Annotated in this window: 29 protein-coding genes and 1 pseudogene; 9 read left to right on the top strand and 21 right to left on the bottom strand. The window is 69.6% G+C overall.

Features of this window, described 5'->3' with window-relative positions; genetic code table 11:
- Positions 1 to 9: 9 nt before the first annotated feature.
- The gene (locus C3L37_RS17285; RefSeq protein ID WP_129115839.1) at positions 10 to 525 is read right to left on the bottom strand and encodes an MOSC domain-containing protein; all 516 of its coding nucleotides are present in this window, start codon (positions 523 to 525) and stop codon (positions 10 to 12) included.
- Positions 526 to 625: 100 nt separating this feature from the next.
- On the opposite strand from C3L37_RS17285, the gene C3L37_RS17280 reads away from it, so the two are divergent.
- The gene (locus C3L37_RS17280; RefSeq protein ID WP_129115838.1) at positions 626 to 1,087 is read left to right on the top strand and encodes a DUF5799 family protein; all 462 of its coding nucleotides are present in this window, start codon (positions 626 to 628) and stop codon (positions 1,085 to 1,087) included.
- A 6-nt stretch (positions 1,088 to 1,093) separates the two neighbouring features.
- Here C3L37_RS17280 and C3L37_RS24475 read toward each other — a convergent pair whose 3' ends face one another.
- Entirely contained in the window at positions 1,094 to 1,243 is a 150-nt protein-coding gene (locus tag C3L37_RS24475) for a DUF7557 family protein (protein ID WP_164974786.1), read from the bottom strand.
- Between the two features lie 139 nt (positions 1,244 to 1,382).
- Between C3L37_RS24475 and C3L37_RS17275 the strand changes: the two genes are divergently transcribed.
- Complete coding sequence (locus C3L37_RS17275; RefSeq protein WP_129115837.1) at positions 1,383 to 2,165, top strand: class I fructose-bisphosphate aldolase; 783 nt, start codon at positions 1,383 to 1,385, stop codon at positions 2,163 to 2,165.
- Here C3L37_RS17275 and C3L37_RS17270 read toward each other — a convergent pair.
- The 15 genes from C3L37_RS17270 to C3L37_RS17200 all read right to left on the bottom strand — a co-directional run bounded on the left by C3L37_RS17270 (position 2,162) and on the right by C3L37_RS17200 (position 16,639).
- The gene (locus tag C3L37_RS17270; protein ID WP_129115836.1) at positions 2,162 to 2,614 is read right to left on the bottom strand and encodes a PTS fructose transporter subunit IIB; all 453 of its coding nucleotides are present in this window, start codon (positions 2,612 to 2,614) and stop codon (positions 2,162 to 2,164) included. The two genes, C3L37_RS17275 and C3L37_RS17270, sit on opposite strands and share 4 nt — an antisense overlap.
- Positions 2,611 to 4,311, bottom strand: coding sequence for a phosphoenolpyruvate--protein phosphotransferase (gene ptsP / locus C3L37_RS17265; protein ID WP_129115835.1), 1,701 nt, complete (start codon positions 4,309 to 4,311; stop codon positions 2,611 to 2,613). Before ptsP ends, C3L37_RS17270 begins: the two co-directional genes overlap by 4 nt.
- The gene (gene ptsH1 / locus C3L37_RS17260; RefSeq protein ID WP_129115834.1) at positions 4,308 to 4,586 is read right to left on the bottom strand and encodes a phosphocarrier protein HPr; all 279 of its coding nucleotides are present in this window, start codon (positions 4,584 to 4,586) and stop codon (positions 4,308 to 4,310) included. Before ptsH1 ends, ptsP begins: the two co-directional genes overlap by 4 nt.
- Positions 4,586 to 5,047, bottom strand: a complete 462-nt coding sequence (locus tag C3L37_RS17255) for a PTS sugar transporter subunit IIA (protein WP_129115833.1) — start codon at positions 5,045 to 5,047, stop codon at positions 4,586 to 4,588. Before C3L37_RS17255 ends, ptsH1 begins: the two co-directional genes overlap by 1 nt.
- A gap of 68 nt (positions 5,048 to 5,115) precedes the next feature.
- The gene (locus C3L37_RS17250; protein ID WP_129115832.1) at positions 5,116 to 6,270 is read right to left on the bottom strand and encodes a PTS fructose transporter subunit IIC; all 1,155 of its coding nucleotides are present in this window, start codon (positions 6,268 to 6,270) and stop codon (positions 5,116 to 5,118) included.
- A 138-nt stretch (positions 6,271 to 6,408) separates the two neighbouring features.
- Positions 6,409 to 7,317 (bottom strand): 1-phosphofructokinase, encoded by a 909-nt coding sequence (gene pfkB / locus C3L37_RS17245; protein ID WP_129115831.1) that lies wholly within the window; start codon positions 7,315 to 7,317, stop codon positions 6,409 to 6,411.
- Positions 7,314 to 8,078 carry an HTH-type transcriptional regulator GlpR gene (gene glpR, locus C3L37_RS17240; protein WP_129115830.1) on the bottom strand — a complete coding sequence of 255 codons (765 nt, stop codon included), beginning with the start codon at positions 8,076 to 8,078 and terminating at the stop codon, positions 7,314 to 7,316. The genes pfkB and glpR overlap by 4 nt, the downstream gene beginning before the upstream one ends.
- A 155-nt stretch (positions 8,079 to 8,233) precedes the next feature.
- Positions 8,234 to 9,220 (bottom strand): 3-isopropylmalate dehydrogenase, encoded by a 987-nt coding sequence (gene leuB, locus C3L37_RS17235; RefSeq protein ID WP_129115829.1) that lies wholly within the window; start codon positions 9,218 to 9,220, stop codon positions 8,234 to 8,236.
- Positions 9,213 to 9,878, bottom strand: a complete 666-nt coding sequence (gene leuD, locus C3L37_RS17230; protein ID WP_129115828.1) for a 3-isopropylmalate dehydratase small subunit — start codon at positions 9,876 to 9,878, stop codon at positions 9,213 to 9,215. Before leuD ends, leuB begins: the two co-directional genes overlap by 8 nt.
- On the bottom strand, positions 9,875 to 11,296 hold the full coding sequence (leuC, locus tag C3L37_RS17225) for a 3-isopropylmalate dehydratase large subunit (protein ID WP_129115827.1): 1,422 nt from the start codon (positions 11,294 to 11,296) through the stop codon (positions 9,875 to 9,877). The genes leuD and leuC overlap by 4 nt, the downstream gene beginning before the upstream one ends.
- Entirely contained in the window at positions 11,289 to 11,531 is a 243-nt protein-coding gene (locus C3L37_RS17220) for a hypothetical protein (protein WP_129115880.1), read from the bottom strand. The genes leuC and C3L37_RS17220 overlap by 8 nt, the downstream gene beginning before the upstream one ends.
- Before the next feature lie 64 nt (positions 11,532 to 11,595).
- On the bottom strand, positions 11,596 to 12,648 hold the full coding sequence (ilvC, locus tag C3L37_RS17215) for a ketol-acid reductoisomerase (protein WP_129115826.1): 1,053 nt from the start codon (positions 12,646 to 12,648) through the stop codon (positions 11,596 to 11,598).
- A 21-nt stretch (positions 12,649 to 12,669) separates the two neighbouring features.
- Entirely contained in the window at positions 12,670 to 13,365 is a 696-nt protein-coding gene (gene ilvN, locus C3L37_RS17210) for an acetolactate synthase small subunit (protein ID WP_129115825.1), read from the bottom strand.
- Positions 13,362 to 15,128 (bottom strand): biosynthetic-type acetolactate synthase large subunit, encoded by a 1,767-nt coding sequence (gene ilvB, locus C3L37_RS17205; protein WP_129115824.1) that lies wholly within the window; start codon positions 15,126 to 15,128, stop codon positions 13,362 to 13,364. The genes ilvN and ilvB overlap by 4 nt, the downstream gene beginning before the upstream one ends.
- A gap of 350 nt (positions 15,129 to 15,478) precedes the next feature.
- Positions 15,479 to 16,639 carry a LeuA family protein gene (locus C3L37_RS17200; protein ID WP_129115823.1) on the bottom strand — a complete coding sequence of 387 codons (1,161 nt, stop codon included), beginning with the start codon at positions 16,637 to 16,639 and terminating at the stop codon, positions 15,479 to 15,481.
- A gap of 405 nt (positions 16,640 to 17,044) precedes the next feature.
- Here C3L37_RS17200 and C3L37_RS17195 point away from each other — a divergent pair, with 405 nt between their 5' ends.
- Positions 17,045 to 17,332 (top strand): DUF5779 family protein, encoded by a 288-nt coding sequence (locus tag C3L37_RS17195; protein WP_129115822.1) that lies wholly within the window; start codon positions 17,045 to 17,047, stop codon positions 17,330 to 17,332.
- Between the two features lie 31 nt (positions 17,333 to 17,363).
- Here C3L37_RS17195 and C3L37_RS17190 read toward each other — a convergent pair whose 3' ends face one another.
- Positions 17,364 to 18,086 (bottom strand): VOC family protein, encoded by a 723-nt coding sequence (locus C3L37_RS17190; RefSeq protein ID WP_129115821.1) that lies wholly within the window; start codon positions 18,084 to 18,086, stop codon positions 17,364 to 17,366.
- A gap of 121 nt (positions 18,087 to 18,207) precedes the next feature.
- On the opposite strand from C3L37_RS17190, the gene C3L37_RS17185 reads away from it, so the two are divergent.
- Positions 18,208 to 18,894: a hypothetical protein gene (locus C3L37_RS17185; protein ID WP_129115820.1), complete on the top strand. Its 687-nt coding sequence runs from the start codon at positions 18,208 to 18,210 to the stop codon at positions 18,892 to 18,894.
- Positions 18,895 to 18,992: 98 nt separating this feature from the next.
- Complete coding sequence (locus tag C3L37_RS17180; RefSeq protein ID WP_129115819.1) at positions 18,993 to 21,059, top strand: hypothetical protein; 2,067 nt, start codon at positions 18,993 to 18,995, stop codon at positions 21,057 to 21,059.
- Between the two features lie 40 nt (positions 21,060 to 21,099).
- Here the strand turns inward: C3L37_RS17180 and C3L37_RS25390 are convergent, their stop codons facing one another.
- Entirely contained in the window at positions 21,100 to 21,234 is a 135-nt protein-coding gene (locus C3L37_RS25390) for a DUF7503 family protein (RefSeq protein WP_267195335.1), read from the bottom strand.
- A 213-nt stretch (positions 21,235 to 21,447) separates the two neighbouring features.
- Between C3L37_RS25390 and C3L37_RS17175 the strand changes: the two are divergent.
- Positions 21,448 to 21,858 (top strand): annotated as a pseudogene (locus C3L37_RS17175) (hypothetical protein); the annotation flags it as partial.
- A gap of 69 nt (positions 21,859 to 21,927) precedes the next feature.
- Here C3L37_RS17175 and C3L37_RS17170 read toward each other — a convergent pair.
- Entirely contained in the window at positions 21,928 to 22,137 is a 210-nt protein-coding gene (locus C3L37_RS17170; protein WP_129115818.1) for a ribbon-helix-helix domain-containing protein, read from the bottom strand.
- 151 nt (positions 22,138 to 22,288) lie between these two features.
- Between C3L37_RS17170 and C3L37_RS17165 the strand changes: the two genes are divergently transcribed.
- The gene (locus C3L37_RS17165) at positions 22,289 to 22,615 is read left to right on the top strand and encodes a DUF5789 family protein (RefSeq protein WP_129115817.1); all 327 of its coding nucleotides are present in this window, start codon (positions 22,289 to 22,291) and stop codon (positions 22,613 to 22,615) included.
- On the opposite strand, the gene aglJ is transcribed toward C3L37_RS17165, so the two are convergent.
- Entirely contained in the window at positions 22,592 to 23,560 is a 969-nt protein-coding gene (gene aglJ / locus C3L37_RS17160) for an S-layer glycoprotein N-glycosyltransferase AglJ (RefSeq protein WP_129115816.1), read from the bottom strand. The two genes, C3L37_RS17165 and aglJ, sit on opposite strands and share 24 nt — an antisense overlap.
- Before the next feature lie 138 nt (positions 23,561 to 23,698).
- Here aglJ and C3L37_RS17155 point away from each other — a divergent pair, with 138 nt between their 5' ends.
- Together C3L37_RS17155 and C3L37_RS17150 are read left to right on the top strand one after the other, a co-directional pair.
- On the top strand, positions 23,699 to 24,841 hold the full coding sequence (locus C3L37_RS17155) for a glycosyltransferase (protein ID WP_129115815.1): 1,143 nt from the start codon (positions 23,699 to 23,701) through the stop codon (positions 24,839 to 24,841).
- On the top strand, positions 24,838 to 26,001 hold the full coding sequence (locus C3L37_RS17150; protein ID WP_129115814.1) for a glycosyltransferase family 4 protein: 1,164 nt from the start codon (positions 24,838 to 24,840) through the stop codon (positions 25,999 to 26,001). Before C3L37_RS17155 ends, C3L37_RS17150 begins: the two co-directional genes overlap by 4 nt.
- Positions 26,002 to 26,007: the final 6 nt, after the last annotated feature.

Raw genomic sequence — 26,007 nt, 5'->3', positions numbered from 1 at the left:
CCGGGGAGGCTAGTCGCCCCCGCGCAGCCGGTCCGCGATCCGCCGGCCCATCGTCCGCGGGTCCCGCTCGACGACCGCCAGTTCGTCGCCGAGGGCGATCGTTCCCGGTTCCAGTACGTCCGCGCAGACGCCGCCGCGTTTGTTCTTCAGCGCCCGGGCGACGCCCTGCTCGCCGGCGACCTGTTCGACGTGCGCGCAGGGGGGCCGAGGGCGCGTTCCGCGGAGCACCGCGTCGCCGACCCGGAAGGTCGCGTCCAGGAGGTCGTACACTTCGACGCCCCTGAGGACGACGTTGCGACGGTGACGCCCGTCCGCGAGGTCGATGTCGAACTCCTCGCGGATCTCCTCTATCGCCTCGGCCTCGATCAGCGTCACCTCGCACACGTCGAACGGCGAGTAGTAGCCGGTGCCCCGCAGGTACCGATCCCCGCTGAGACCGCCCTCGACGGCTTCCACGGACTCGACGCGCTCCATCGGCGCTGAATCTTCGGCCGCGATGAAGACGGCTTCGACGCTCCCATTCATGCGAAGGGGTAGCACGCGGAGCGGCAAAGCCGTTGTGCGTCTCGACCCCCGCGCCCGCGACCGGCACAACGCTGATACAACCGCTCCGCGAAGGGCGTCCATGGCCAACTGGACAGACAGCATCGTCGGCGATCGCATGGCGGTCGATCGGGAGTTCAACAGCCGCGTGCGGGACTCGGAGTTCACGAGTCAGGAGTGGGGGCTCATCATGACTGCCACCGAGTTCGAGATCGAGGACGCCGACGACCCGGAGCGGGCGCGGATCGTGGCCGACACCGAGAAGCTCCCGCAGATCGTCCCGGAGCTCGAAAACATCCGCTCGCAGGTGCGGTCGATGGGCGGCCAGACCGGCGGGAGCGGGGGAAGTGGGGGCGGCGGAAGCGGCGGCGGGTTGTTCGGGTCGATAAAGCGGGCGTTCGGCTTCGGGGACGGGACCGGCGGCGTCGACCAGCAGCGGCTGGAAGCGGCCGAGCGACTCACGCAGGAGTACGCCGACGAACTCCAGCGTCACCTCGAATCGAAGGGGAAGTGGGACCGGGTCCGTATCGCGTACCAGGAGTGAGCGGCGTCAGACCTCGTCGCCGCTGTGATACAGCGTCAGCTCCTCCGCCTCGTAGATGTTTATGAGCTCCGTGATGAGCTCGTCGTAGTCTTCGTCCTCCTCCCGGAGCGAGTCGAGCCGCTCCAGCGTCTCGTCGGCGAGGTGCACCTGGGGCATACGTCCTGATTCGGGCAGGACGCACTTAAGGCTTGAGCGTCCCCCGATCGCTGCCCGTGATCAGAAAATAACATGCGTCTTAGAACAGAAACGATCAAATCCGCAAATATTTTGCGATCGGTAGTGCGTGTTACTGCTGATGCGATCGTTTGCCGACAGTCCGATACAGCGGGATGGCAGGGTGCTCGTGCTCGCGCACGACCACGGGCTCGAACACGGACCGGCCGCCTTCGAATCGACGCGGCAGCGACTCGACCCCGAGGCGGTGTTCGAGATGGCGACCCACGACGCCGTGACGGCGTTCGCGGTCGGGAAGGGGCTCGCGGAGACGTACTATCCCTCGTACGAGGACGACGTGACGCTCCTGGCGAAGCTCAACGGCACGTCGAGCCTCTGGATGGGCGAGCCCGACAGCTCGGTCAGCTGGTCGGTCGACTACGCCGCCGACCTCGGCGCCGACGCCGTCGGCTTCACCGTCTACCCCGGCGCGAACCACGAGGTCGAGATGACGGAGGAGTTCCGCGAGGTGCAGGAGGCCGCCCGCGACCTCGACCTCCCCGTGGGGATGTGGTCGTACCCGCGCGGACAGGCCCTCAAGGACCACCGCGCCCCGGAGGTCATCGCGTACGCGACGCGGATCGGCCTCGAACTCGGCGCGGACATGGCGAAGGTCAAACACCCCGGGAGCAGGGAGGCGCTCGCGTGGGCCTGCGAGGCGGCCGGCGACATGCCGGTCCTCCTGAGCGGCGGCTCGAAGGTGAGCGACGAGGCGTTCCTCCGAACCGTCGAGGAAGCGTTCGAGGCCGGCGTCTCCGGGCTCGCGGTCGGCCGGAACATCTGGCAGCGCGAGGAGCCGGAGCCGTTCCTCGACGCGCTCGAAGCGGTCGTCTTCGAAGGGGAGTCGGCCGACGCGGTCGTCTAGGAGAGCAGCCGCTTCAGCCGGGCGAACAGCCCCTTCGAGGGATCGCCGCCGACGCGCTGGGGCTCTTCGTTTTGCGAGGGATCACTCGCCCCGGAGTCACCCGACTCTCCGGCGTCGGTGGTGGAGGCCGCCCCGGTGTCGCCCTCGCGCGCGAGTTCTTCGGCCCGTTCGAGCAGGCCCTCCGCGTCGTTGACCGCCTCCTTGATCGTGGACTTGACGACGGGCTTGCCCTCGAACCGATCCCGCGAGATCGCCGTGTCGGCCGCGATGACGACGGCGTCCGCCTCGGCGATCTCGTCGGCGGTGAGTTCGTCCTGCGCGCCCATCGCGCCCTGCACCTCGACGCTGATCTCGTGGCCGAGCTCCTCGGCCGTCGTCCGGAGGTTTTCGGCCCCCATCTGGCTGTGTGCGATGCCGGTCGGACAGGATGTGACTGCGACGAATTTCATGCGGTATCTGTTAGCAGTTGGTCTACTTCACGTTTGGTACCGGCGGCCAGCGCCCGCGCCGCGAGCGCCTCGGCCGCCTCGCGATCCGTCGTCTCGACGTTCGCCTTCACATCGGGGACGGTGACGGCGCTCATACTCAACTCGTCGAGGCCCAGCCCGACGAGCAGTTCGGTCAGGTCGGGATCGCCGGCCATCTCGCCGCACATGCCGACCCAGCACTCCTCGCCGTCGGCCGCCTCGACGGTTCGGGCGATCGCCCGAAGGACGGGCGGGTGCAGCGGATCGTGCAGGTCGGCGACGCGCTCGTCGCCGCGATCGGCCGCCATCACGTACTGCGCGAGGTCGTTCGTGCCGACGCTGAGGAAGTCGACGCGCGAGGCGAGTTCCGGGGCCATGAACGTCGCCGCCGGCGTCTCGATCATCACGCCGAACTCGGGTCGGGCGTACGTCGCGCCCTCCTCGTCGAGGTCCGCGGCGACCGACTCCAGGACCTCGCGGGCCTCCTCGACCTCCTCGATCGTGGCGACGAGCGGTAGCATCACCGCCAGCCCGTCGCCGCCTTCGCTCCCGGCGGCCCGCAACAGCGCGCGCAGCTGCGTCTCGAACAGCGCCGCGTCCGGGCCGAGCGACCGGCGGATTCCCCGTTCGCTCAGGAAGGGGTTCTCGCTCTCGGGGAGGTCGAGGTAGGGGACCGGCTTGTCGCCGCCGACGTCGAGCGTCCGGACGACGACCCGGCCGTCGGGAAACGTCGAGAGCGCCTCCGCGTACGCCTCGTACTGCTCCTCCTCGGACGGCGGGGCGTCGCGGTCGAGAAAGAGGAACTCGGTCCGAAAGAGACCGATCCCGTCCGCGCCGCGGTCGGCCGCGGGTCCGAGTTCCGCCGGGCGGCCGACGTTCGCCGCGACCTCGACGGTCGTCCCGTCGGCGGTCGTCACCGGGTTGGGACGTACCTCGACCGCGTCGTCCGCCGCGGCCGCCTCGCGGCGCTCGTCGCTCGGATCGACGACGACCTCTCCGGCGTCGCCGTCGATCACGACGGCCGCGCCCTCCTCGATCGAGTCGAGATCGTCGCCGACGCCGACGACCGCCGGGAGCGCGAGCGCCCGCGCGAAGATGGCCGCGTGCGACGTGCGTCCGCCGGTGACGGTCGCGAAGCCCGCGATGCGCTCGGGGTCGAGCTGCGCGGTGTCGCTCGGCGTCAGCCGCTCCGCGAGCACGACCGTCCCCGCCGGAAGTTCGGCGAGATTCACCCGCTCGCCGCCCGTCAGGACGCGCAGGAGGCGGTCGCGGACGTCCCGGAGGTCGTCGGCGCGCTCCGCCATCCGCCCCTCCATCCCCTCGAACTGTTCGATCGGGCCGGCGAACGCGCGCTGCACCGCGTGCTCCGCGGTCAGACCGTCGTCTACGGCCTCCTCGACGCCCGACTCGATCTGCGGGTCGTTCAGGAACTGGACGTGCGCGTCGAACACCGCCGCCTCCTCGTCGCCGACGCGGTCGGCGGTCAGGTCGCGCTCGCGCTCCAGTTCCTCGCGGGCCTCCCCGCGGGCGGTCTCGAAGCGTTCGCGCTCGGCCGCCGCGTCGAGGCCCTCGGCCGGCGGCTCGGGGAGTTCGAGGCCGGCCTCGGGGCGGTACCAGACGGCGGTGCCGACGCCGGCGCGCGGCGTGACGCCCGTTCCGGAAAGCGTTCGTTCGGTCATGCGTCGAGTTCGTCCTCCGGCGTCGAGAGGACGTCCTCCAGCGCGTCGAGAGCCGCCTCGGCGTCGTCGCCCTCGGCGACGAGTCGAACGTCCTCGCCGCGCCTGACGCCGAGGCTCGTCACCGCGATCATACTCCCCGCGGAGACGACGTCGGACTCGTTGTCCGCGCGGGCGATGCTCACCTCGCTGTCGAACGCCTGGACGGTTTCGACGAACTTCGCCGCGGGGCGGGCGTGCAGCCCCGCCTCGGGGACGACCGTGACGACGCGCTCCATCAGCGCATCGCCTCCCGGAGCGTCCGCTGGACGTCCGCCTCCGTCTCCGCGGCGTGGAGGTCCTCGCGGACCTCGTCGTGGACGAGCGTCCGCGACAGCGAGCTCAGGATTTCGAGGTGCTCGTCCGCCCCCTCCTCGGGGACGAGGATCATGAAGAGGAGCGTCGCGGGCTCGTCGTCCATCGCGCCGAAGTCGATCCCCGCCGAGGAGCGGGCGAACGACACCGACGGTCGGGCGACCGCGTCGGTCTGCGCGTGGGGGATGCCGATCCCCATGCCGACGCCGGTCGTCGTCTGCGATTCGCGTTCGAACAAGGCGTCGAGCGCGGCGTCGCGGTCGTCGACGCGGCCCGCGTCGACCGCGAGGTCGAGCAGGTACTCGATGGCCGCGTCCTTCTCCGCGGGCGGTTCTTCGAGCGAGATCAGCGATTCGGGCATCAACGTGTCGATGTCGTAGTCCATGGCTTGTCAGGGTCCGTGTCGGTGGAAGCGCGTTTCCAGTTGGCGGCCCGGTACTGTGAGTCCTCTGGTTAGTCGCTCGATTGGGCGCTCTCGCTCCCGACGGTCACCTCGTAGTCGGGCTTGATCGCCGTCGCGACGACCGCGGTGACGACGGCACCGAGGACGATGCAGCCGAGGAACACGAGCGGCCGGTTCGACAGGAAGAACACGAAGATGCCGCCGTGGGGCGCGGGCATGGTGACGCCGAGCGCCATCGCGACGCCGGCCCCGACCGCGCTCCCGGCCATCGCGCTCGGGATGATCCGAACGGGGTCGGCCGCGGCGTACGGGATCGCGCCCTCGGTGATGAACGAGAAGCCGAGCGGGATCGCGCTGACGGCGTTCTCGTACAGCTCCGCGTCGTACTTCTGGGGGGCGACGAGGTTCGACAGCGCCAACCCGATGGGCGGGGTCATCCCCGCGATCATCACGGCGGCCATCGGTCCGGTGATGGGCTGGGGATCCGCGCTGATCAGCCCGACGGCGAACACGTAGGCGACCTTGTTCACCGGGCCGCCCATGTCGAACGCCATCATCGCGCCGAGAATCAGGCCGACGATGAACGCGTTCTGCCCCCGCATCGACGTGAGAAACGTCGTGAGTTCCTGGTAGGCGAGCGCGATCGGCACGCCGAGGACGAACAGCATGACCGGCGCGAGCACCATCGTCGTGAGCACGGGGATGATGAGCACCGGCATCATCGGTTCGAGGACCCGCGGCACGCTCAAATTCTTGAACCAGCGCGCGACGTAGCCGGCCAGGAGTCCGGCGACGAGCGCCCCGAGGAACCCCGCGCTCGCCTCGCCCGCGCCGAACCCGACGGTCGCCCCCGCCTCGGCGATGAGCCCCTCCTGCTGGAGCGCGTACGAGAGGATGAACCCCGGCGCGAGGCCGGGACGATCCGCGATCGCGTACGCGATGTACGCCCCCAGGATCGGCGCGATGACGGACAGCCCGAGGCCGCCGATCTCGGCCAGGTACCACGGGATCGTGCCCGCCTGCTCGGAAATGGTCTCCGTCGTCCCCGGGAAGAACGGGAGGTTGACGAGCGCGTACCCGAGCGCGAGGAAGATCCCGCCGATGGTGACGAACGGTATCATGTACGATACGCCGGTCATCAGGTCCTCTTTGACGGAGGTGACGTGCGCCCGTAGCGCGCCTTCCGCCGAATCTCTCGTCGACATAGCCTGTATCATCACGATAGTTTCTGCAAGTGTTCAAAAATACTTTCGAATGTGATCGTTTCTGATTGATTGTCGCGCGATATTCCGGAGAATCGCGAACGGACACCCACCGACGGGCGGACAGCGGGCGAAACCTGATCAGCATTCAGAAACGGACACGGCTTCGACGTCGGCCCGGACGTCGTCGAAGCCGGGGACGACCGTCCCCGCCACCGCCGTGACGCGGGAGGCGACCGCGACGCCGTACTTGAGCGCGACCGCGTCGGGCTCCCCCCGGGCGAGCGCCGCGAGCACGCCCGACAGGAGCGCGTCGCCCGCGCCGACGGTGTCGACGACGTCCGTCTCCAGCGCCGGGGCGTACAGCGCCCCCGCCTCGGTCGCCATCACCGCGCCGTCCGCGCCCAGCGACGCGACCACGCGGTCGAACCCGCGGGCGCGAAGCGCCTCCGCCGCCGCCGTACACCCCTCGACGGTGTCGACCGGTTCGTCCGTCGCGGCGGCGAGCTCCTCCCGGTTCGGCTTGCAGAGGGCGTACCGGCCGGAGAGCGACCGGAGGAGGTCGCCGCCGACGTCGACGGCGACCTCCCACGAGCCGGCGGCCGAGATCCGATCGATCGCCGTCGCGTCGATGCCGCGTGGGAGGCTCCCGGCGACGAGGACGGTCTCGGGGTCGTGTCGCGCGATCGTCTCGAGCAGCGAGTCGACGGCGTTCTCGCCGACGCGCGGACCGCCGTGGTTGAGCTTGTACTCGCCGTCCGGCGTCAGGACGGTCGTGTTGAGGCGCGTCGTGTCGTCGATGTCGACGAAGTCGGCGTCGACGCCCTCCTCTCCGAGCTGCGCCCGAAGGACGCTTCCGAACGGATCGCCGAGAAAGCCCGTCGCGAGCGTGGATTCGCCGAGCGCGCGCAGGTACTGCGAGACGTTGATCCCCTTGCCGCCGGCGTCGAACCGCGCGGCGTCCGTCCGGTGGACGACGCCGGAGCGGAGCGGTTCGTCGAGCGTGAGCGTGTGATCGAGCGCGGGGTTCGGCGTGACGGTGAGGATCACGCGGAGACCTCCACGACCTCGCCGCCGCCGGTTTCGAACGCCTCGCGCACCGTCGTCGGCGGTTTCCGGTCGGTGACGAACACGTCGACGTCCGCTAGGCCGGCGAACCGCACGAAGCTCCGCTTTTCGACCTTGCCGGCGTCGGCGACGAGGACGACCCGCTCCGCCTTCTCGACCATCAGTTCCTTCATCCGCGCCTCGTCCTCGTTCGGCGTCGTCAGCCCCTCCCCGGCGTCGATCGCGTTCGTTCCGAGAAAGAGCAGGTCGAAGTTCATCCGCTCCATGAAGCTCTCGGCGGTGGGGCCGACGAGCGCGCGGGTCCGACGGCGAAGGGTCCCGCCCGTGAGCATCACCTCGGTGTCCTCCCCGCCGAGTTCGACCGCCAGCCGCGGCGCGTTCGTCACCGCGAGCAGCGAACCGTCCTTCGGTGCCCGCTTTGCAACCTGCATCGTCGTCGTCCCGGCGTCGAAGAAGACGACCTCGCCGTCGCGGATCTCCTCGACCGCCCGCGCCGCGATGGCGCGCTTCCCGTCGAGGTTCTGCACTTCGCGCTGTCCGTACGTCTGCTCGCGGCCGACCGTCGTCACCGGCACCGCGCCGCCGTGAGAACGCTCGATGAGCCCGTCGTCCTCCAGATCGCGGAGGTCGCGACGGATGGTCGCCTTCGAAAAGTCGAGTTCGTCCGCGAGACCCTCGACCGAGCGCCCGTCGGCCTCCGACACGAGTTCGACGATCTTCCGTTTTCGCTCTGCGGGTAGCATGGTTTTCGGGTGATCTCGTCTCTGATTGGTTTTCCCACGGTTTTAACTGTTCTTGTCGTCTTTGAGATCGTTTCTGATCGATACATGAGAAATATATCCGTCGGTCGCTCGCCTCCGACCGAAACGCCGAAGAAGTCCGAATCGATCCCGTCCGATCAGTCGTCGAGGCGGGAGATCACGGCTTCCGTCACGTCGGCCGTGGTTTCGTCGCCGCCGAGGTCGGGCGTTCGCGGACCGTCCGCGAGCGTCCGTTCGACGGCCTCGTGGACCGCCGCCGCTTCCTCGTCGTGGCCGAGGTGATCGAGCAGCATCGCCGCCGAGAGGATGGTCGCGGAGGGGTTGGCGACGCCCTCGCCCGCGATGTCGGGCGCAGTGCCGTGGACCGGTTCGAACAGCGCCCGCTCGGGGCCGATGTTCGCGCTCGGGAGGAGGCCGAGGCCCCCGACCAGCCCCGCCGCGAGGTCCGACAGCACGTCGCCCGCGAGGTTGGGGCAGACGACGACGCCGAACTGCGTCGGGTCGAGACACACCCGCGTCGCGAACGCGTCCATCAGGACCTCGTCCGCCTCGACGCCGCGCTCAGCCGCGACCGACAGGACCGCCTCGCGGAACCGGCCGTCGGTCTCGCGCATCACGTTCGCCTTGTGCGCGACGGCGAGCGCGTCGTGTTCGTCGCTCGTTCGGACGAACTCGCAGGCGAACCGCGCGAGCCGTCTGGAGGCGGACTCGGTGACGACGCGCGTCAACGTCGACACCTCGTCGGTGAGGCGGTCCTCGTGGCCCGCGTAGACGCCCTCCGTGTTCTCGCGGAGGAACACGAGGTCGGTCTCGGGGCGGAGCGCGTCGACGCCGGGGTACGCCTTCGCCGGGCGGACGTTGACGAACGATTCGACCGCCCCGCGGAGCGGGAGGATCACGTCAGCGGCGGTTTCGCCCGCCGCGCCGAACAGCGTCGCGTCCGCGCTCGCGGCGAGATCGTACGTCTCCTGCGGGAGCGCTTCGCCCGCCTCGTCCTTCACGTGGTCGCCCGCGTCCGCCTCGACGAAGTCGAAGTCGCCGACAGCGTCGAGCACGCCGACCGCGGCCGGGACGACCTCGCGGCCGATGCCGTCGCCAGGGATGACCGCGATCTCCTCAGTCATCGAGGCTCACGTAGGGGAGCGATTCGGCGGTCGCCCGGACCGCGTCGGCGTTCGACTTCATCAGCGCCGTCGTGTCCCAGACGCCGTCGACGAGCGCCTTTCGCTGGGCGTCGTCGACGGTCACGTCGACGGCGTCGTCGCCGTACGTCACCGTCTCGGCCGCCACGTCGACCTCGATCTCCCCGTCCGGGTTCGCGTCGACCCACGCCTGGAGCGTCTCGACCGTCTCGGTGTCGGCGGTCACGGTCGGGATGCCGAGCGCGAGGCAGTTGCCCGCGAAGATCTCGGCGAACGACTCGCCGACGATCGCGTCGATCCCCCAGCGCATCAGGGCCTGCGGGGCGTGCTCGCGCGAGGAGCCGCAGCCGAAGTTCGCGTTGACGACCATGACGGAGGCGTCGCGGAACCGCCCGTCGTTGAACGGGTGCTCCTTCCGGTTGTCCTGGGCTTCGACGGCTTCGCCGTCTCCACCGCGCGACGCCCGCGGCGTCGCGCTGTCGAACCGCTGGTCGAAGAATGCGAACTCGCCGAGGCCGTCGAACGTGACGACCTTCATGAAGCGCGCCGGGATGATCTGGTCCGTGTCGATGTCGTTGCCGCGGATCGGAACGCCGGTTCCCGTCACCGACTCGACCTCCGGGATCTCCTCGGTCGTCACGCCAGCGTCACCTCCTTCAGGTCGCGCACGTCGGTCACCTCGCCCTCGATCGCCGCCGCGGCGACCATCCGGGGGTTCATGAGGATCGTCCGGCCGTCCTTGCTCCCCTGCCGGCCGACGAAGTTCCGGTTCGACGAGGACGCGCAGGCCTCGTCGCCCTCCAGCTGGTCCTTGTTCATGCCGAGGCACATCGAACAGCCGGCGTTTCGCCACTCGAAGCCGGCCTCCCTGAACACGTCCGCGAGTCCTTCCTCCTCGGCCGCCCGCTGGACGCGCTGGCTGCCGGGGACGACCATCGCGCGCACGTCGGGGTGGACCTCCCGACCCTCGACGATCCGCGCCGCGCGGCGAAGGTCGGGCAGCCGCGCGTTGGTGCAGGAGCCGAGGAACGCCACGTCGATCCCGTAGCCCTCCATCGTCTCGCCGGGCGAGACGCGCATGTGCTCCTGCGCGCGCTGGGCGGTCTCCCGCTTGTCCGCGGGCAGATCCTCGGGCGCGGGAATCGGCTGGGTGATGCCGACGCCCTGTCCGGGGGTGGTACCCCAGGTGACGACCGGCTCCAGCTCGTCGCCGTCGATCACGACGACGTCGTCGTACTCGGCGTCCGCGTCGGAGCGGACGGACTCCCAGTACGGCTTCAGCTCCTCGAACCGCTCGGGGTCGTCGCGGAAGGCGTCCGTCTCCCGCAGCCACTCGTAGGTGGTCTCGTCGGGGTTGACGTAGCCCGCGCGGGCCCCGCCCTCGATCGACATGTTGCAGATGGACATCCGGCCCTCCATGCCGAGGCGCTCGATCGCCTCGCCGGCGTACTCGTAGACGTAGCCGACGCCCCCCTCCGTGCCGAGCCGCCGGATGACTTCGAGGATCACGTCCTTCGCCTCGACGCCGTCGCCGAGTTCGCCCGCGACCTCGATCTTTCGGACCTTCTGCTTCTCCATCGCGATCGTTCCGGTCGCGAGCACGTCGCGGATCTGTGAGGTGCCGATGCCGAACGCGAGCGCGCCGAACGCGCCGTGCGTCGAGGTGTGGCTGTCGCCGCAGACGATGGTCTTGCCGGGCTGGGTGAGTCCCTGCTCCGGCCCGATGACGTGGACGATCCCCTGATCGCCGCTGTCCAGGTCGGAAAAGCGGATGCCCGCCTCGCGGACGTTCTCCTCCAGCTCCGCCATCATCTCCTCGGCGGCGTCGTCGCCGTAGGGGCGCGACTGGTCCGCCGTCGGGACGATGTGGTCGACGGTCGCGTGCGTGAGCTCGGGGTAGGCGACCTCCAGGTCGCGCTCGCGCAACATTCCGAACGCCTGCGGGCTCGTCACCTCGTGGATGAGGTGGAGGCCGACGAAAAGCTGCGTCTGGCCGGTCGGCAGGTCGGCGACCCTGTGGTTCTCCCACACCTTGTCGTACAGCGTTCCCTCACTCATCGACGGCACTCCGGTCCCGTACGTCGGCCTCCTCGGCCTCGTTCGCGCCGCGCGCCCACACGCGGTTCGCGCTCTCGCCGTTCAGCGGGGTGTGGTCGACGTCGCGCATCGCCTCGCCGGATCGGGCGTCCGCGCGGTCGTCGACCGCGCCGCCGTCGGCGACGGCCGGGCCGCGCTGGAACGCCGCGCCGAACGTCTCGCCCGTGTAGGGGTTCGTGTGGTTCACGTCCTTCATCGTCGTCCGACTCGCGTTCGTCGGCGACCGTCCGTCGCCGCGCTCGTCGGCTCGGTCCGTTCCCTCAGTCATCCGCCGTCACCTCGGTCTTCTCGTCTTTCTCCGTCTCCTCCCCCTCCTCCGCCCACGCGAACAGGTCGCGCAGGCGCGCGCCGACGCGTTCGATGTCGTGGTTCTTCTCCGCCTCGCGCAGCTGCGTGTACGCGGGGCGGCCGGCCTGGTTCTCGACGATCCACTCGCGTGCGAACGCGCCGTTCTGTACGTCTTCGAGCACCTTCTCCATGTTCTCGCGGGCGTGTTCGTCCACGATCACGTCGCCCTTCGTGAGGCCGCCGAACTCGGCGGTGTCGGACACCGAATCCCACATCGCGCCGAGCCCGCCCTCGTACATCAGGTCGACGATGAGCTTCATCTCGTTCAGGCACTCGAAGTACGCCATCTCGGGGCTGTACCCGGCGTCGACGAGCGTCTCGTAGCCCTGCTTGATGAGGCTCGCGATGCCCCCGCAGAGGACGGCCTGTTCGCCGAACAGGTCCGTCTCCGTCTCCTCGCGGAACGAGGTCTCGACGACCCCCGCGCGGGTGCAGCCGAGCGCCTGCGCGTACGCCAGCGCCTCCTCCTTCGCCTCGTTCGAGACGTTCTGGTAGACCGCGAGCAGCGCCGGCGTCCCCTCGTCGTTCTCGTAGTTGCGTCGGAGGATGTGCCCGGGCGTCTTGGGGGCGATCATCGTCACGTCGACGTTCTCCGGCGGCTGGATCTGGTTGTAGTGGATGTTGAACCCGTGGGCGAACTGGAGGGTGTTCCCCGGCTCCAGTTCGTCCTTGATCTCCTCGAACACCGCCGGCTGTACCGTGTCCGGGACGAGAACGGAGACGATCTCCGCGCGCGCGGCCGCCTCGGCCGGCGTCGCCACGTCGAGCCCGTCCGACTCGGCGGCGGCCCGCGAGCTGGAGTCCTCGCGCAGGCCGACGACCACGTCGACCCCGCTGTCCGCGAGGTTCTGCGCGTGCGCGTGGCCCTGGCTGCCGTAGCCGAGTACGGCCACGGTCTTGTCGTCAATGTACGATCGGTTCGCGTCGTCGTCGTAGTATACCTCGGTGGTGAATTCGTCGGTCATCGTATGTCGTGGTGTGTGTCGTCAGGGGTCGTGTGTTTCGGTCTCGTCTCGGTCCGTCTCGCCGCCGTCCGCGTGCGCCTCTTCGGCCCCATCGGCCCGCGCGCGGGCGTGCGCCGGCTCCTCGCCGGGCGTGGTCGGCGTGTCGCCGCGCGCGAGCGCGGTCTGGCCGGTCCGGGCGATCTCGATGATACCGAACTGGCGGAAGGCGTCGACGGCGTCGTCGATCTTCCCCTGGTCGCCGGTGATCTGGACCGTGATCGTCCGGGGGCCGGCGTCCAGCGTCTGGCCCTGGTACATGCGGGTGATGGCGTGGACCTTATCCGGTTCGTCGCCGCGCACCTTCAGGAGGACCAGCTCCGCCCGGACGGCGTCGCCGTCGAGTTCGCCGACGGAGATGACCGGTTTGAGCTTCGCGAGCTGTTTTTTCACCTGGTCGATGCCGGGGTCGGTCTCCTCGACGACCAGCGTGATCCGGGCGTTGCCGGCGACGGTCGTCGGGCCGACCGTGAGGCTCTCGATGTTGAACTGCCGCCGGGAGAACAGCCCGGAGACGCGCGAGAGGACGCCCGGCTCGTGTTCGACGAGCGCGGAGACGACCGCGGTCCGCACCGCGGGGTCGGCCTCCGCCTCGGGATCGATGCGGATCCCCTGCGCGTTGCGCCGGCCGTCGGGGTGCGGCCGTTCTTTGGGTGCCGGGCCGTCCAATCCGCCCGTCATAGCTGGTCCTCCGACAGGGCGAATTTCCCGTTCGCGCCGCCGCTCGCGACCATCGGGTAGACGTTCTCCGCCGGATCGATCCGGAAGTCGATGACGGACGGCCCGTCGTGGTCCAGCGCCGCCTCGATCGCGGGCGCGACGTCGTCGTAGTCGTCGACGGACCAGCCGCGAGCGCCGAACGCCTCGGACAGCTTGTCGAACTCCGGACACCAGCCGTAGTCCGCGGCCATCCGACGGCCGTCGAAGAAGGCGTCCTGCCACTGTCGGACCATCCCGATGTACTCGTTGTTGAGGACGGCGACCGTGACGTCGAGGTTCTCGCGGACCGCGACCGAAAGCTCCTGCAGCGTCATCAGGAAGGAGGCGTCGCCGTCGACGCAGACGACCTCCTGGTCGTCCTCGGCGGCGAGGCGCGCGCCGATGGCGGCGGGCAGGCCGTATCCCATCGTCCCCAGCCCGTGCGAGGAGATCCACGTCCGCGGGTGGCGGAACGTCCAGTACTGGGCGGCCCACATCTGGTGTTGGCCGACGCCGGTCGTGACGATCGCGCGGTCGGACGTGGCCTCGTCGAGCGCCTCGACGACGAACTGCGGCTTCAGCGGTTCGTCGTCCGGCGTGGCGTAGTCCATCGGGTACTCCTCCTTCCACGTCAGACACTGCTCGCGCCACTCGCGGGCGTCAGGCGGCCGTTCGAGCTCCTCGGCGAGCTGTTCCAGCACCCGCCCCGCGTCGCCGATCAACGGGTAGTCCGCGTGGACGTTCTTCGAGATCTCGGCGGGGTCGATGTCGACGTGGACGACCTCCGCCTCCGGCGCGAACGTGTCGACGCCGCCGGTGAGGCGGTCGTCGAACCGGCAACCCACGGCGATCAGCGTGTCGGTGTGCGTGATCGCCATGTTCGCGTACCCGGTGCCGTGCATCCCCGCCCACTCCAGGCAGAGTTCGTGGTCGTCCGGCATCGCGCCGATCGCGGGCATCGTCTCGGCGACGGGGATGCCGTGTTCGACCGCGAACTCGCGGGCGACGTCGGTCGCGTCGCCCTTGATCACGCCGCCGCCGAAGAGCAGGAGCGGCTTGTCCGCGCGCTCGATCGCGCGCGCGGCGAGCGCCACCGCGTCCTCGTCGGCCTCCAGTTGCGGCGCGCACGTCTCGGGCAGCCGCGCCGGACCGGGCTCGCGGCCCGTCTCGCCGAGCGTGGCGTCCTTGGGCAGGTCGACGAGCGTCGGTCCCGGCCGGCCGGTACCCGCGAGCGCGAGCGCCTCGCCGACCGTGTCGCCGACCGTGTCCGCGTCGCCCGCGAAGTAGTTGTGTTTCGTGACCGGCGCGGTGATGCCCGTCGTGTCCGTCTCCTGGAAGGCGTCCGAGCCGACCATGGTCGACGGGACCTGTCCGGTCAACGCAAGCAGGCCGTCCGAGTCCATGTTGGCGTCGGCGATGCCGGTGACGAGGTTCGTCGCGCCCGGCCCCGACGTGGCGAGGCAGACGCCCGGCTCGCCCCTGACCGCGCCGTAGGCGCTCGCGGCGTGGGCCGCGCCCTGTTCGTGGGCCATCATGACGTGCCGGACGTCGGAGTGATACAGCGCGTCGTAGACGGGCATGATCGCCCCGCCCTGCACGCCGAACATGGCCTCGACGCCCTCGTTTTCGAGCGCGCGGACGAGCGACTCCGCGCCGGACGTGACGGGGGGCGCGTCCGCCCCGGCGTTCGTCCCGTCCGCGTCCCGTTCTTCCTCCGGTGTCGCCTGCGTCGCGCGTTCACTCATGTGCTGTCCCTCCTCGATTGTCGCGTGTGTGGTGTCGTCGATCTGTGGTGTACATCGTGCGGATGACCGCGTGGCTGTCGGAAAACGGTTCGACGCCGAATCTGAACGTGGGGTAGTGAGGGGCTAGGCTGCCCCTACAATAATGAGCGACCGGACGGCGGCCACGTCGCCGCGGGCGGACCGCGCGCTCGCGGCCTGCGTGCGACGGGCGGCGGCGCGCCGAATCATCGTGTGAACCCGAATCACGCGGACGCTCATAATCCTTTCGCGGCGCGCAATCGTTGCTCGATGGTCGACCGTCGCGCGCCACCCGGCGCTCTCCGGACGGTGCGATCGGCGGTCGAACCATCCTACGCCCTGACCTCCTCCTTGCGATCGACGCCGATCTCCCGGGCGAACCGCTCCAGTTCGGACACCGTGACGCGGCGTTTCTCCGCGCCGAAGTCCTTCACCCGCCGGGTAACCTGCGTGACTTCGGCGTCGGTCGGGCGGTAGCCGGCGTCCTCCAGCCGCATCCGGACGGAGTGCGTGCCGGTGTGTTTGCCCAGCACGAACTCGCGGCTCGCGCCGACCATCTCGGGGGTCATCACGCCCGGTTCGAACGTGTCCGAGTTCTCGATGACGCCCGCCGCGTGGATGCCGCTCTCGTGGGAGAAGGCGTTGCGACCGACGACCGGCTTGTTCGCGGGGACGGGGATGTCGGACTTCTCCTCGACCGTCCGCGACAGCTCCGTGATCCGCGTCGTGTCGATCCCGGTGTCGACGCCGTAGATGCTCTCTGCCGCCATGACGACCTCCTCGTAGGCAGCGTTGCCGGCGCGTTCGCCGATCCCGTTGACCGACACCTGCGCCTGGTGCGCGCCGGCCTCGAAGCCGGCCAGCGCGTTCGCCGAGGCCAGCCCGAAGTCGTCGTGCGTGTGCACGTCGACGCGGGCGTCGGTGTGCGCCGTGACGAGCCGGATCAGGTCGCCAAAGCGCGTCGGCGTCGCGACGCCGCACGTGTCGGGGACGTTGATCCAGTCGACGCCCGCCTCGGAGACGGCTTCGACGACCTCGACGAGGAACGACTCGTCCGTTCTGGTCGCGTCCATCGGCGAGAACATCACCTCGACGCCCGCCTCGCGGACGCGTTCGACCGACGCGACCGCCCGCTCTTTGGCCTCCTCGCGGGAGGCGTGCATCGAGTCGCGCAGCTGCACGTCGCTCGTGCTCACGAACACGTGTACCATGTCGACGCCGGAGTCGAGCGCCGCCTCCACGTCGCCGTCGACCACGCGGGCCAGCCCGCACGTGGTCGCGTCCGTCGCGGCGGCGATGTCGCTCACGGCCTCGAACTCCGCGTCGGAGTTGACGGGGAAACCCGCCTCGATGACGTGGGTTCCCATCCCGTCGAGCGTCGCCGCCAGCTCGCGCTTGTCGTCGTAGCTGAACGAGGTGCGCGGCGACTGCTCTCCGTCGCGGAGCGTCGTGTCGAAGATTCGTACGGTTTCGATTTCAGAAGTGCAGTCCAGTGTGCCCTGGAAGAACTCGACCCGCCGGACTGGTTACCGACGAGTCCTCAGTGTCGTTGTTGGACATCGTGTTCGCTACGAGTGCGCATCCCGTATATAAGTCTGTCCCTGAGACAGTTGGTGGCAATCGACGATCACTGTCACGACGCCGACGGGTTCGAGAAATCGACCGACGTAATCGACCTATATTTCGACGAACGTCCTAATATCACTAATATGGGTCGGCGTGCGCGGCCGGTCGATCGACCGGGCGGGGTAAAAATTCATCTGTGAATTTTAGAAATTATATTCGAGTGGGTTCGCGCGCGCCGTCGAGTGGACGGACGTCAAGAGCGATCCCGTCCCGACGGCGGGGCGGGACGGGTCGTTCCGAACGTTTTTCTCGCCCGGAATCGAGGGGCGGATATGAGCGACTTCGACCTCGATCTCCGCAACGCGGAAGAGCAGATGGAGGAGGACGGGATCGCGGGGGACGTGGTGCTCGGGATCCTCGACGGGGAGACGGACCCCGACGAGTGGATCCGAAACGTCGACGCGGGGAACGTCCTCGTCCTCGCGATCGAGGGCGACCTCAACGTCCTCGCGTCGGGCTTCGCGCGCGAGATCAAGGACATGGGCGGCGAGCTGATGCACTTTCGGAAGTTCCTCGTCGTGAGCCCGCCGGACGTCGAGATCGACAGGAGCAGACTATAGCCCGCCTCCCGTTTTCGATCGAGGCCGCGGTTCACCGGGACGCGCGAACGAACGTCAGCGAGTGCCCGTCGGGATCGGATACCCGGACGCCGTCGCCGACGCGCTCGCGTTCGCAGACCCACCGGTCGATCGCGTCGGCCGCGCCGTCGGGATCCCCGGCATCGAACGCGAGGTCGACGTGGACGCCGCCGCGGGCGTCCGCGAGCCCCAGTTGCGGTTCCCACAGTTCGAGGTCGAGGCCGAACGGGCTTCGGAGCCGAACTCTCCGGCGCTCGTCGCCGCGGTCGACCGTCTCGAACCCGAGTGCCGAGTACAGCTCCTCCGATCGATCGAGGTCGACGACTTCGAGGACGACCTCGAAGATCCCGACGAGACCGACGTCGGTGCCCCCGTCCGCGAGGCCGCCGATCTCGACGCAGTGGTCGTCGGGATCGTCGACGTAGAGCGACCGGTACGACCCGAACGTGTGTTCCTCCGGGTCGAGGTCGGCCAGCCGTTCGAGCCACCCCTCGTACGCCGCTTCGGACGTTGAGAACGCGTAGTGGACGTGGAGGCCGCCGCGGGGGACGCGGGACGGGCGGCGGAGGATCAACTGCGTGGTGCCGTCGTCGCGCCGATCGCCTCCGCCGAGCGAGAAGGCCACCTCGGTATCGGTCTCCTCCGTCGGCGTCAGTCCGAGGCGGTCGACGTAGAACCCGCGCGCGCGGTCCAGGTACTTCACTTCGAGCGCGAGGTGGGAGAGTGCGTCGAGCATCGTCCGCGGTACGCGCGCGGACGGTAAAGTATCCGCGTGCGGCGACTACCGCGTGGGGACGGCCACGGACGCGGGACCGCCCGTCGGAGGGATTATGCGCCTTCCGTCCTACATTCGGCGCATGAAGCTCAAAGGCGAGGGGACGACCGACCTGCGCGAGATCGACCGGTGGGAGGGCGGCGTCGGCTGGATCGCGTACCCCGAGGAGGCGATGCAGCGCGCCAGCCACGCGCTCGCGGTCGACGGCGAGGTGTGGGTCGTCGACCCGGTCGACGCGCGGGGGGTGGACGAGTTGCTCGCCGAGTTCGGCGAGGTCGCGGGCGTGGTCGTCGGACTCGACCGCCACCGACGGGACGCCGCAGCTCTCGCGGAGCGACACGACGCGCCGGTGTACGTTCCCGACTGGATGACCGGCGTCGCGTCGAAACTCGACGCGCCCGTCGAGCGGTTCGGGCGGGAACTCGCCGACACCGGGTACCGCGCGCTCACGGTCGCGGACTGGTCGGTGCCGCCCTGGCAGGAGGTCGGCCTGTACCGCGAGGCTGACGGCACCCTGCTCGTCCCCGAATCCGTCGGAACGAGCGACTTCTTCCGCGTCGGCGGCGAGCGCCTCGGCGTCCACCCGATGCGGCGGCTCCTCCCGCCGACCCGGCCGCTGGGCGGGCTCCGACCGGAGCGGATTCTCGTCGGGCACGGAGCGGGCGTGTTGGACGACGCGACCGGCGCTTTGCAAACGGCGCTCTCGGGGTCGCGGCGGCGAGCGCCGGCTCTGTACGGGAAGGCGATTCGGACGTTCCTCTCGGGGTAGTTTTCAACTCGTCGGTAAGTTTTTGTAAATCCGGTGAAAAACGACGGTCGTATGACTCCGGCGGCCCGGGAACGAAGCGGGGGAAGGGGGCGAGCGCCGTGAGCGTCTCGTTCACCCGGTCGGCCGAGTGCGACGGAGTGACAGTTTCCGACGCGATCGAGCGTCGGCAGTACACGCTCGAAACGGACGCATTCGAGACGTTGACGCCGGCCGATCCGGACCGCTTCCGGTTTCCCGTCGACGACGCTGTCTCGATTCGGGCGAGGACTGTGACGCTGCCCAGCGTCGTGGCCACGTACGTCAGGGACGCCGACGGCGCGATGCGCGCCGAGGTGGCCCACTTCGACGCCTGCGAATTTCCGGCCGGACGGTACAGCGTGGAGCTGTGCGCTCCGATAAAGCTGTACGTCCGGGCGGACGGCCCGTTGCGGGTGAGCGCGACCGAGAATCGGATCTCGATCGAACTCGAGCGGACGGACGAACTGCTCGTCGGCGCGCGCTCGCACCACGAGCGCCCGGCGGCGACGATCACGACGACGGGCGATCCGCGCGCCCTCATGCGGGCGGTGTCGGCACTCGGGTCGGCGTTGAAAACCACGACGTGCGAGCGGTCGTACCCGACCCTGCGCGGGCACCCGCCGACCGTCGAACTCGGCGACGCGGTCCGCGTGCCGTCCGAGCTGGAACCGCCGGAGACGGGGGTCCGGATCGAGGTTCCGCCGGAGCTGCGGTACGTGTACCCCGTCGCGCCGCTCTCGTACTATTTCGGCGCGCGGGTCGAGCCCGGCCCGGCGGCGCGGCTCGTCACCGACGACGGGTTCGAGCACTCGCTGGAGACGCCGCGAGGGTTCGAGAGCGAGGCGGAACGCGTCCTCAAGCAGGCGTTCTTCCTCGACTGTCTCACCCGGACGGAAGGCTACTACGAGGTCGACCTGCACGAGCGGCGGGCGGTCGAGGGGCTTGTCGACCTCGACTTCGCGGACCTCTACGACCGGCCGCTCGCGTCGCAGCTCCGGGCGTACCTCGACGTGCCGTACGCCGTCGTCGAGCCGCACCTGCCGGAGTGGAAGCTGACGACGCACGTCGATCCCACCCCGGAGAACGCCGAGTTGCTGCCGTTTCTCGTGAACGATCTCGCGGTCATCCGGCTCCCGGAGGGACGGTCGATCTCACCGTCGGAGGCGCAGATGGCGGCGATAGACGACTTCACGCGGGACGAGTTCACCCGTAGCGCGGCGGGGGCGTCGGTCGAGTCCCCCGCGTTGATCCAGCCGGCGGAAGCGAACTCGATCGAACAGGCGTGGGCCGGCGACGACGCGCCGATCGGCGCGAGCAAGGCGTCCGTGCGGGCGTTTCGCAACCGCCTCGGGCGGGAGGCGTCCGACGGCGACATCGACATCACGGTCGTCTGCAACGACCCGGCGATGGACGAAGAGGGGGACCTCGCGGCGCAGGTGTACGGCACCCGCGACGACCTCCCGTTCGACGTGCGAATCCACCGGAACCTCTCGACCGAGGCGCTCCGCGCCGTCGTCGAGACGGACGGCGATTTCCTCCACTACATCGGACACATCGACGACGCGGGGTTCGAGTGCGCCGACGGGCGGCTGGACGCGCGCGGGATCGACGCCGTCGGCGTCGACGCGTTCTTCCTGAACGCCTGTAGCTCCTACGAGCAGGGAATGGCGCTCATCGACGGCGGCGCGATCGGCGGCGTCGTGACCCTCGCGGAGGTGATAAACAGCGGGGCGGTGAACGTCGGCAAGACGATGGTCCGGCTGTTGAATCAGGGGTTCCCGTTGCGGGCGGCGCTGGACATCGCAAAGGACGAGTCGATCGTCGGCGGCCACTACATCGTCGTCGGCGACGGGAACCTCGACGTGGTGCAGTCGGACAGTCGGACGCCGGTGCTCCTGCGAGTCGAGACGCTCGGAGAGGGGTACGAGATCACGCCGAAGATGTATCCCACGTCGACGCACGGGATGGGGACGATAGCGGGGACGTTCAACGGAGAGCCCGGAGTGCACTACATCGCGTCCGGAGAGGTCGAAACGTACGCAGTTTCGGCTACGGAGATTCGTGAAACGCTCAGCGTCGAGGAACTCCCGTTGCTTTTCGACGGCGAGTTAACGTGGACCACCGACCTCGATACGGCTGATATATAGCTCGTACGGATTCCAGAATCTAACGCGGTTGGATTTTCCTTCAGGGGCCGGCGCACGCCGTCGCGTAACCTGCGGCCGCGTTCCCCGCTTGCGCGAGCAGCAGCACCATCGTGAACAGGACGCCGATCATCCGTGGGTTCTCCGCCAGGTACGATTTGAGGTCGTCTTCTTTCATCGCGGTCACGACTTCTCGCGGGTGCACATTAAATATTTCTGAGATTTATCTTACAGAATTAAAATAGTATTTTAGGACTGTCGGCGATAGTTTCACGTCGTCGATCACATTGGCTAATGGGTGAATAGTCGGCGGTCGCGTCGGTTAACCGGCGGTTAAGAGCTATCTCTCGCCCGACGGGATTATACGCTCCGCTGCCGTACGACCGGCGTGGTCTACGCGACTCGCGGTCTCGTGAACGTCCTCTTCGACCTCGCGGAGGACGCGGAACCGGAGGCGATCAACGTCGTGCTCGCCTCGACGCCGGCGGGCGAATTCGACCGCGACCTCGGCTTGGATCCCGAGACGCCCGTCCTGACGCACTTTTACCTCCCCGACGCGGGCCGACCCGTGGCCGCGGTGTTCGGGATGGACCTCGGAACGCCGGTCGGTCGCGGTCGCGCCCGCTTTCTCACGCACCCGCAGGGAAAACTCGAACTGACGGAGCGCGACGACCTCGCGGCGGTCGTGCTCGTGGCGGTCCCGCCGTGGGACGAGCGATCGATCGCCGCGTTCGACCGGACCGGCGCGCGGCTCGGCCTCTCCGTGCTCGACGCCGAGCCGCCGCAGGAGTCGTTCGCCTGAGCGGGTTCGATCGCGACCTTGACGCGGCTCGGATCGGCGGCCCGCGACCCGTCGAGGCCGTCGCCCCGTTCACTTCAGATAGCCGAGATCCGTCAGCTGCGCGGCGATCTCCTCGAACTCGGCTTCGGTGAGCTGCCCCTGTCGCTGGTGCTGGATGACGATGCTCCGCAGGAGAAAGCGCACGAGATCGCTGGTGCTCGAAAAGCTCGTCCCCTCGATCGTCTCGTCGACCCGTTCCGCCAGCTCCTTCGGGATGGAAACGGTCGTGTAATCCGTCATACCCGACCGGAGGGCCGCGCGCGGGATAAATTTGGCTGGCCGTCCGCCCGAGCCGAGTCGGGGACGGCCGACCGACCACGGTCCGGACGGGCGTGACCGCCCCCGACTCGGGCGGACGTTTTTCACGGAGGAGGGCGTACGCCTCGGCGAGATGGCAGCCAGGCCACCACAGGGCGAGTCGTCGGCCCCCGACGTAATCGAGTTCGGAATCCCCGCGGTCGACGCGCGCCTCGACGCCGCCGGCGTGGAGTTCCCGGCGACGAGCGAGGAGATTGTCCGCGCGCTCGACGACACGGCCATCCCGACCGACGCCTCGGGGGGAACGCTCGACCTCGAAGCGGCGCTGGACCGGCTCTCGCGGGACCGCTTCGAGTCGGAGTCGGAACTGCTCGACCGCCTCCACCCGATCTTCGAGGAGCACCGCCGATCCTCCTCGGGGGGGTTCGTCGGCCGGCTACGGGCGTTGCTTCCGTTTTAGTTCGTCGGACCCCGCCGGTCCGGAGGAGTCGGTCGCCCGATCCCGCACGTCGTCGATCTTCTGGAGCTGCTCGCGGTGGAGCGTGAATATCATGTCCGAGAGGACGCCGAACATCAGAAGCTGGACGCCGAAGAGGATCGCGGCCGCGGCGACGACGGCGATCACCTCGTGGGAGATCCGCTGGGTGACCCACTCGACGCCGACGTAGATCGCGAGCGCTCCGCCGGTCATCGTCGAGAGGAGGCCGACGCTCCCGAAGTAAAAGAGGGGGTTGTGCGTCTTCGCGCGCCGGTACAGTTCGAGGAAGATGATCCCGCCGTCGCGCAGCGGGTGGAGGTTCGTGTTCGACCCGTCCGGTCGGGGCTGGTACGTGACCGGGACGACCGTCGTCTTCACGTTCCGCTTTACGCACTCGACGGCCATCTCCGTCTCGATGCCGAAGCCGTTCGCGCTGAGCGTGAACTTCGAGAAGGATCGGCGCGTGAACGCGCGGTAGCCGCTGAGGATGTCTCGCAGGTTCTGTCCGTGGATGTAGGCGAACGCCGCGTTGATCGCCCGGTTGCCGAGCCTGTTGAGCCGCGTCATCGCGTTCGGGTCCATGTCCGCGAACCGGTCGCCGATCACGTGCTCGTACCCCTCTTCGAGCGGCGCGAGCATCGCGTCGGCCTCCGACGGGAGGTACGTCCCGTCGCCGTCGGCCATCAGCACGTACTCGGCGTCGACGTGCTCCATCGCCTCGCGGACCGCCTGTCCCTTCCCCGATCCGGACTGGATGACGACGCGCGCGCCGCGTTCGGCGGCGATCGACCGCGTCCCGTCCGTGGACTCGCCGTCGATCACGAGGATGTCGGTGAACCCTTCGCGCCGGTAGCCGTCGATCACCTCGCCGATGGTTTCGGCTTCGTCGTACGTCGGGAGGAGCACACAGACGTCGGCGCGGTCCATCGGGCGCACCTCTGCGCGGCTGGAGTAAAAACGCTTCCTCTCCGATCCGCGAGATGTTCGCCTCGCGTCCGAAAAAACGCGTCCGCCGGGGGACGGTCGTCCCGCGCCTTTTATCCGGGCTCGCGCGTAGCCGCACCCATGAACGTCCGCGCCGGGATCGCGCTCGCGCTCGGAGTCGCGGCGTCGGTCCCGTACCTCGCGTGCGCGGCGCTGTACGCGGCTATCGGACCCGCCGGATCGCCCGCCGAAAAGCGCCCCGTCGAACCGACGGTGAGCGTCGTCCTGCCGACGTACAACGAGGCGGCCATCGTCGAGCGGAAGCTGGACGACCTCCTCGCGCTCGACTACCCGACGGAGCGGATCGAACTCGTCCTCGCCGACGCGAGCGACGACGGCACCGCCGAGATCGTCGAGTCCTACTTCGAGGACCGGGAGTACCCCCGGCTGACGGTGCTGCGCGACGATCGTCGCCGCGGCGTCGCGCCCGCGCTCAACGACGCCTTCCGGGCCGCCGAGGGCGAGGTGATCTTCCGGACCGACGCCGACTCCGCGCTCGCGCCCGACGCGCTCCGGGAGGCCGTCGCCAACCTCGCCGACGACCGGATCGGGGCCGTCACCGGACGGCAGGCCGAAGTGCTCGGCGACAGCGCCGTCGAGGCCGACTACCGGGACGCGCTCTCGAAGCTACAGGCGCTCGAATCGCACCTCGACTCGACGTTCATCTTCCACGGCCCGTGCTTCGCGTTCCGCCGCGAGGACGTCGTCGAGATCGACCCGGACTCCCTCGCCGACGACACCGAAGTCGCCGTGCGGATCCGTCGGCGGGGCAAGCGCGTCGTGATGGATCCCGCGGTGCGCTTCGCCGAGTCGGGCGTCTCCGACTTCCGCAAGCGCAGACGACGGAAGGACCGCCGCGCGACGGGGCTTCTCGCGTTGCTCGTCCGCAACCGCGACATGCTGGGGCGATACGGCCGCTACGGCCGCGTCGTCCTGCCGTTCAACTGGTGGTTCATGGTCGTCTCGCCGTGGCTCGTCGCCCTCGCGCTGGCGACGGCCACGCTCGCCGCCGTCGCCGCGGCCGGCCCGTTCGGCCTCGCGATCCCCGCCGGGACGCTCGCGTTCGGGTGGCTCGGCGGACGCGAACGACTCGGCCCCGCCCAGCCCCTCTACGCGGTGTTCGACGCGCAGGCGTCGCTCCTCTTCGCCGCGATCCGGCTCCTCCGCGGCGGCGGCGACGGGACGTGGGAGATCGACCGCGAGTCGCGGGAGGCGTTCGAGTGAGGATCCTGCTCGTCACGTCCCGGTATCCGCCGTACACCGGCGGGGTCGAGCGACACGTCTCGGCGGTCGCGGAGCGACTCGTCGCGCGCGGCCACGAGGTGACCGTTCGAACGGCGGACGCGACGGTCGCGCGGGGAGGAACGCGAACCCCCGCCCGACGCGAGCGCCGGAACGGCGCGCGCGTCGTCCGCCACCGGAGCGTCACCCCCGGCGGGGCGTTCCACGTCGCGCCCGGCGTCCTCCCCGCGGTCCGGCGGGCGGACGCGGACGTCGTCCACGCGCACAACTACCACTCCCTCCCGCTTCTGCTCGCCGCGCTCGGATCGAGCGCGCGGGTTCGCGGCGGTTCGAGCGCGACCTTCGTCGCGACGCCGCACTACCACGGCGCGAGCGCGTCGCGGTTCAGGAACCGGCTCCTCCGCGCGTACCGGCCGATCGGCGGGCGGGCGCTCCGCGGAGCCGACGCCGTCGTCGCGGTCGGCGACCGGGAGCGGCGCGCGCTCGCCCGCGACTTCGGCGTCGCCGCCGAGGTGATCCCGAACGGCCTCGACGTCGAGCGGTTCGCGGAGGCGACGCCCGCACCGCCCGCGACGCACGCGGCCCGCGACCGTCCCTACCTCCTCTGCGTCGGACGGCTGGAGGCGTACAAGGGCGTCCAGCACGCGATCCGGGCGCTCCCGAGGCTGGAGCACGCGCTCCTCGTCGCCGGAACGGGGCCCGCCGAGTCGGACCTTCGGCGCGTCGCCCGCGAGGTCGGCGTCGAGGACCGCGTCCGCTTTCTCGGGTACGTCCCAGACGACGAGCTTCCGGGTCTCTACGCCGGGGCGGAGGCGTTCGTCGCGCTGTCGGCGTTCGAGGCCTACGGGATGACCGTCGCGGAGGCCCTCGCCGCCGGGACGCCCTGCGTCGTGCGTCAGGCGGGCGCGCTCGGCGACTGGGCGGCGAGGGACGACTGCGTCGGCGTCGAGTTCGACGGCGACGGAGACGCGTCCGCCATCGATGCCGGCGGAGGCGGAGGCGGAGACGGGAACGCCCGGCCGGCCGATGCCGTCGCCGCGGGCGTGGCGGAGGCGGTCGGCCGTCGCGCGCCGAGCGAACCGCTGCCGACGTGGGACGAGGCGGTCGACGCGCTCGAAGCCCTCTACCGGCGCGTCGCGTGATGCGGC

The sequence above is a fragment of the Halegenticoccus tardaugens genome (assembly GCF_004116405.1).
Taxonomy (GTDB): Archaea; Halobacteriota; Halobacteria; order Halobacteriales; family Haloferacaceae; genus Halegenticoccus; species Halegenticoccus tardaugens.
Note: the sequence above shows the minus strand (reverse complement) of the source record. Positions and strands in the feature narration are given on the sequence as shown.

Excerpts from the sequence above, each read along its gene's own strand:
- C3L37_RS17155 (WP_129115815.1), top strand. The coding sequence starts at position 23,699 with ATGAACGTCCGCGCCGGGATCGCGCTCGCGCTCGGAGTCGCGGCGTCG.
- C3L37_RS17280 (WP_129115838.1), top strand. The coding sequence starts at position 626 with ATGGCCAACTGGACAGACAGCATCGTCGGCGATCGCATGGCGGTCGAT.
- C3L37_RS17170 (WP_129115818.1), bottom strand. The coding sequence starts at position 22,137 with ATGACGGATTACACGACCGTTTCCATCCCGAAGGAGCTGGCGGAACGG.
- C3L37_RS17270 (WP_129115836.1), bottom strand. The coding sequence starts at position 2,614 with ATGAAATTCGTCGCAGTCACATCCTGTCCGACCGGCATCGCACACAGC.
- C3L37_RS17185 (WP_129115820.1), top strand. The coding sequence starts at position 18,208 with ATGAAGCTCAAAGGCGAGGGGACGACCGACCTGCGCGAGATCGACCGG.
- C3L37_RS17220 (WP_129115880.1), bottom strand. The coding sequence starts at position 11,531 with ATGAAGGACGTGAACCACACGAACCCCTACACGGGCGAGACGTTCGGC.
- C3L37_RS17190 (WP_129115821.1), bottom strand. The coding sequence starts at position 18,086 with ATGCTCGACGCACTCTCCCACCTCGCGCTCGAAGTGAAGTACCTGGAC.
- C3L37_RS24475 (WP_164974786.1), bottom strand. The coding sequence starts at position 1,243 with ATGCCCCAGGTGCACCTCGCCGACGAGACGCTGGAGCGGCTCGACTCG.
- ilvC (WP_129115826.1), bottom strand. The coding sequence starts at position 12,648 with ATGACCGACGAATTCACCACCGAGGTATACTACGACGACGACGCGAAC.
- ptsH1 (WP_129115834.1), bottom strand. The coding sequence starts at position 4,586 with ATGGAGCGCGTCGTCACGGTCGTCCCCGAGGCGGGGCTGCACGCCCGC.
- ilvN (WP_129115825.1), bottom strand. The coding sequence starts at position 13,365 with ATGACGGGCGGATTGGACGGCCCGGCACCCAAAGAACGGCCGCACCCC.
- C3L37_RS17250 (WP_129115832.1), bottom strand. The coding sequence starts at position 6,270 with ATGTCGACGAGAGATTCGGCGGAAGGCGCGCTACGGGCGCACGTCACC.
- C3L37_RS17275 (WP_129115837.1), top strand. The coding sequence starts at position 1,383 with ATGCGATCGTTTGCCGACAGTCCGATACAGCGGGATGGCAGGGTGCTC.
- glpR (WP_129115830.1), bottom strand. The coding sequence starts at position 8,078 with ATGCTACCCGCAGAGCGAAAACGGAAGATCGTCGAACTCGTGTCGGAG.
- C3L37_RS17195 (WP_129115822.1), top strand. The coding sequence starts at position 17,045 with ATGAGCGACTTCGACCTCGATCTCCGCAACGCGGAAGAGCAGATGGAG.
- ptsP (WP_129115835.1), bottom strand. The coding sequence starts at position 4,311 with ATGACCGAACGAACGCTTTCCGGAACGGGCGTCACGCCGCGCGCCGGC.
- C3L37_RS17285 (WP_129115839.1), bottom strand. The coding sequence starts at position 525 with ATGAATGGGAGCGTCGAAGCCGTCTTCATCGCGGCCGAAGATTCAGCG.
- C3L37_RS25390 (WP_267195335.1), bottom strand. The coding sequence starts at position 21,234 with ATGAAAGAAGACGACCTCAAATCGTACCTGGCGGAGAACCCACGGATG.
- C3L37_RS17165 (WP_129115817.1), top strand. The coding sequence starts at position 22,289 with ATGGCAGCCAGGCCACCACAGGGCGAGTCGTCGGCCCCCGACGTAATC.
- ilvB (WP_129115824.1), bottom strand. The coding sequence starts at position 15,128 with ATGAGTGAACGCGCGACGCAGGCGACACCGGAGGAAGAACGGGACGCG.
- leuB (WP_129115829.1), bottom strand. The coding sequence starts at position 9,220 with ATGACTGAGGAGATCGCGGTCATCCCTGGCGACGGCATCGGCCGCGAG.
- aglJ (WP_129115816.1), bottom strand. The coding sequence starts at position 23,560 with ATGGACCGCGCCGACGTCTGTGTGCTCCTCCCGACGTACGACGAAGCC.
- C3L37_RS17255 (WP_129115833.1), bottom strand. The coding sequence starts at position 5,047 with ATGGACTACGACATCGACACGTTGATGCCCGAATCGCTGATCTCGCTC.
- leuC (WP_129115827.1), bottom strand. The coding sequence starts at position 11,296 with ATGAGTGAGGGAACGCTGTACGACAAGGTGTGGGAGAACCACAGGGTC.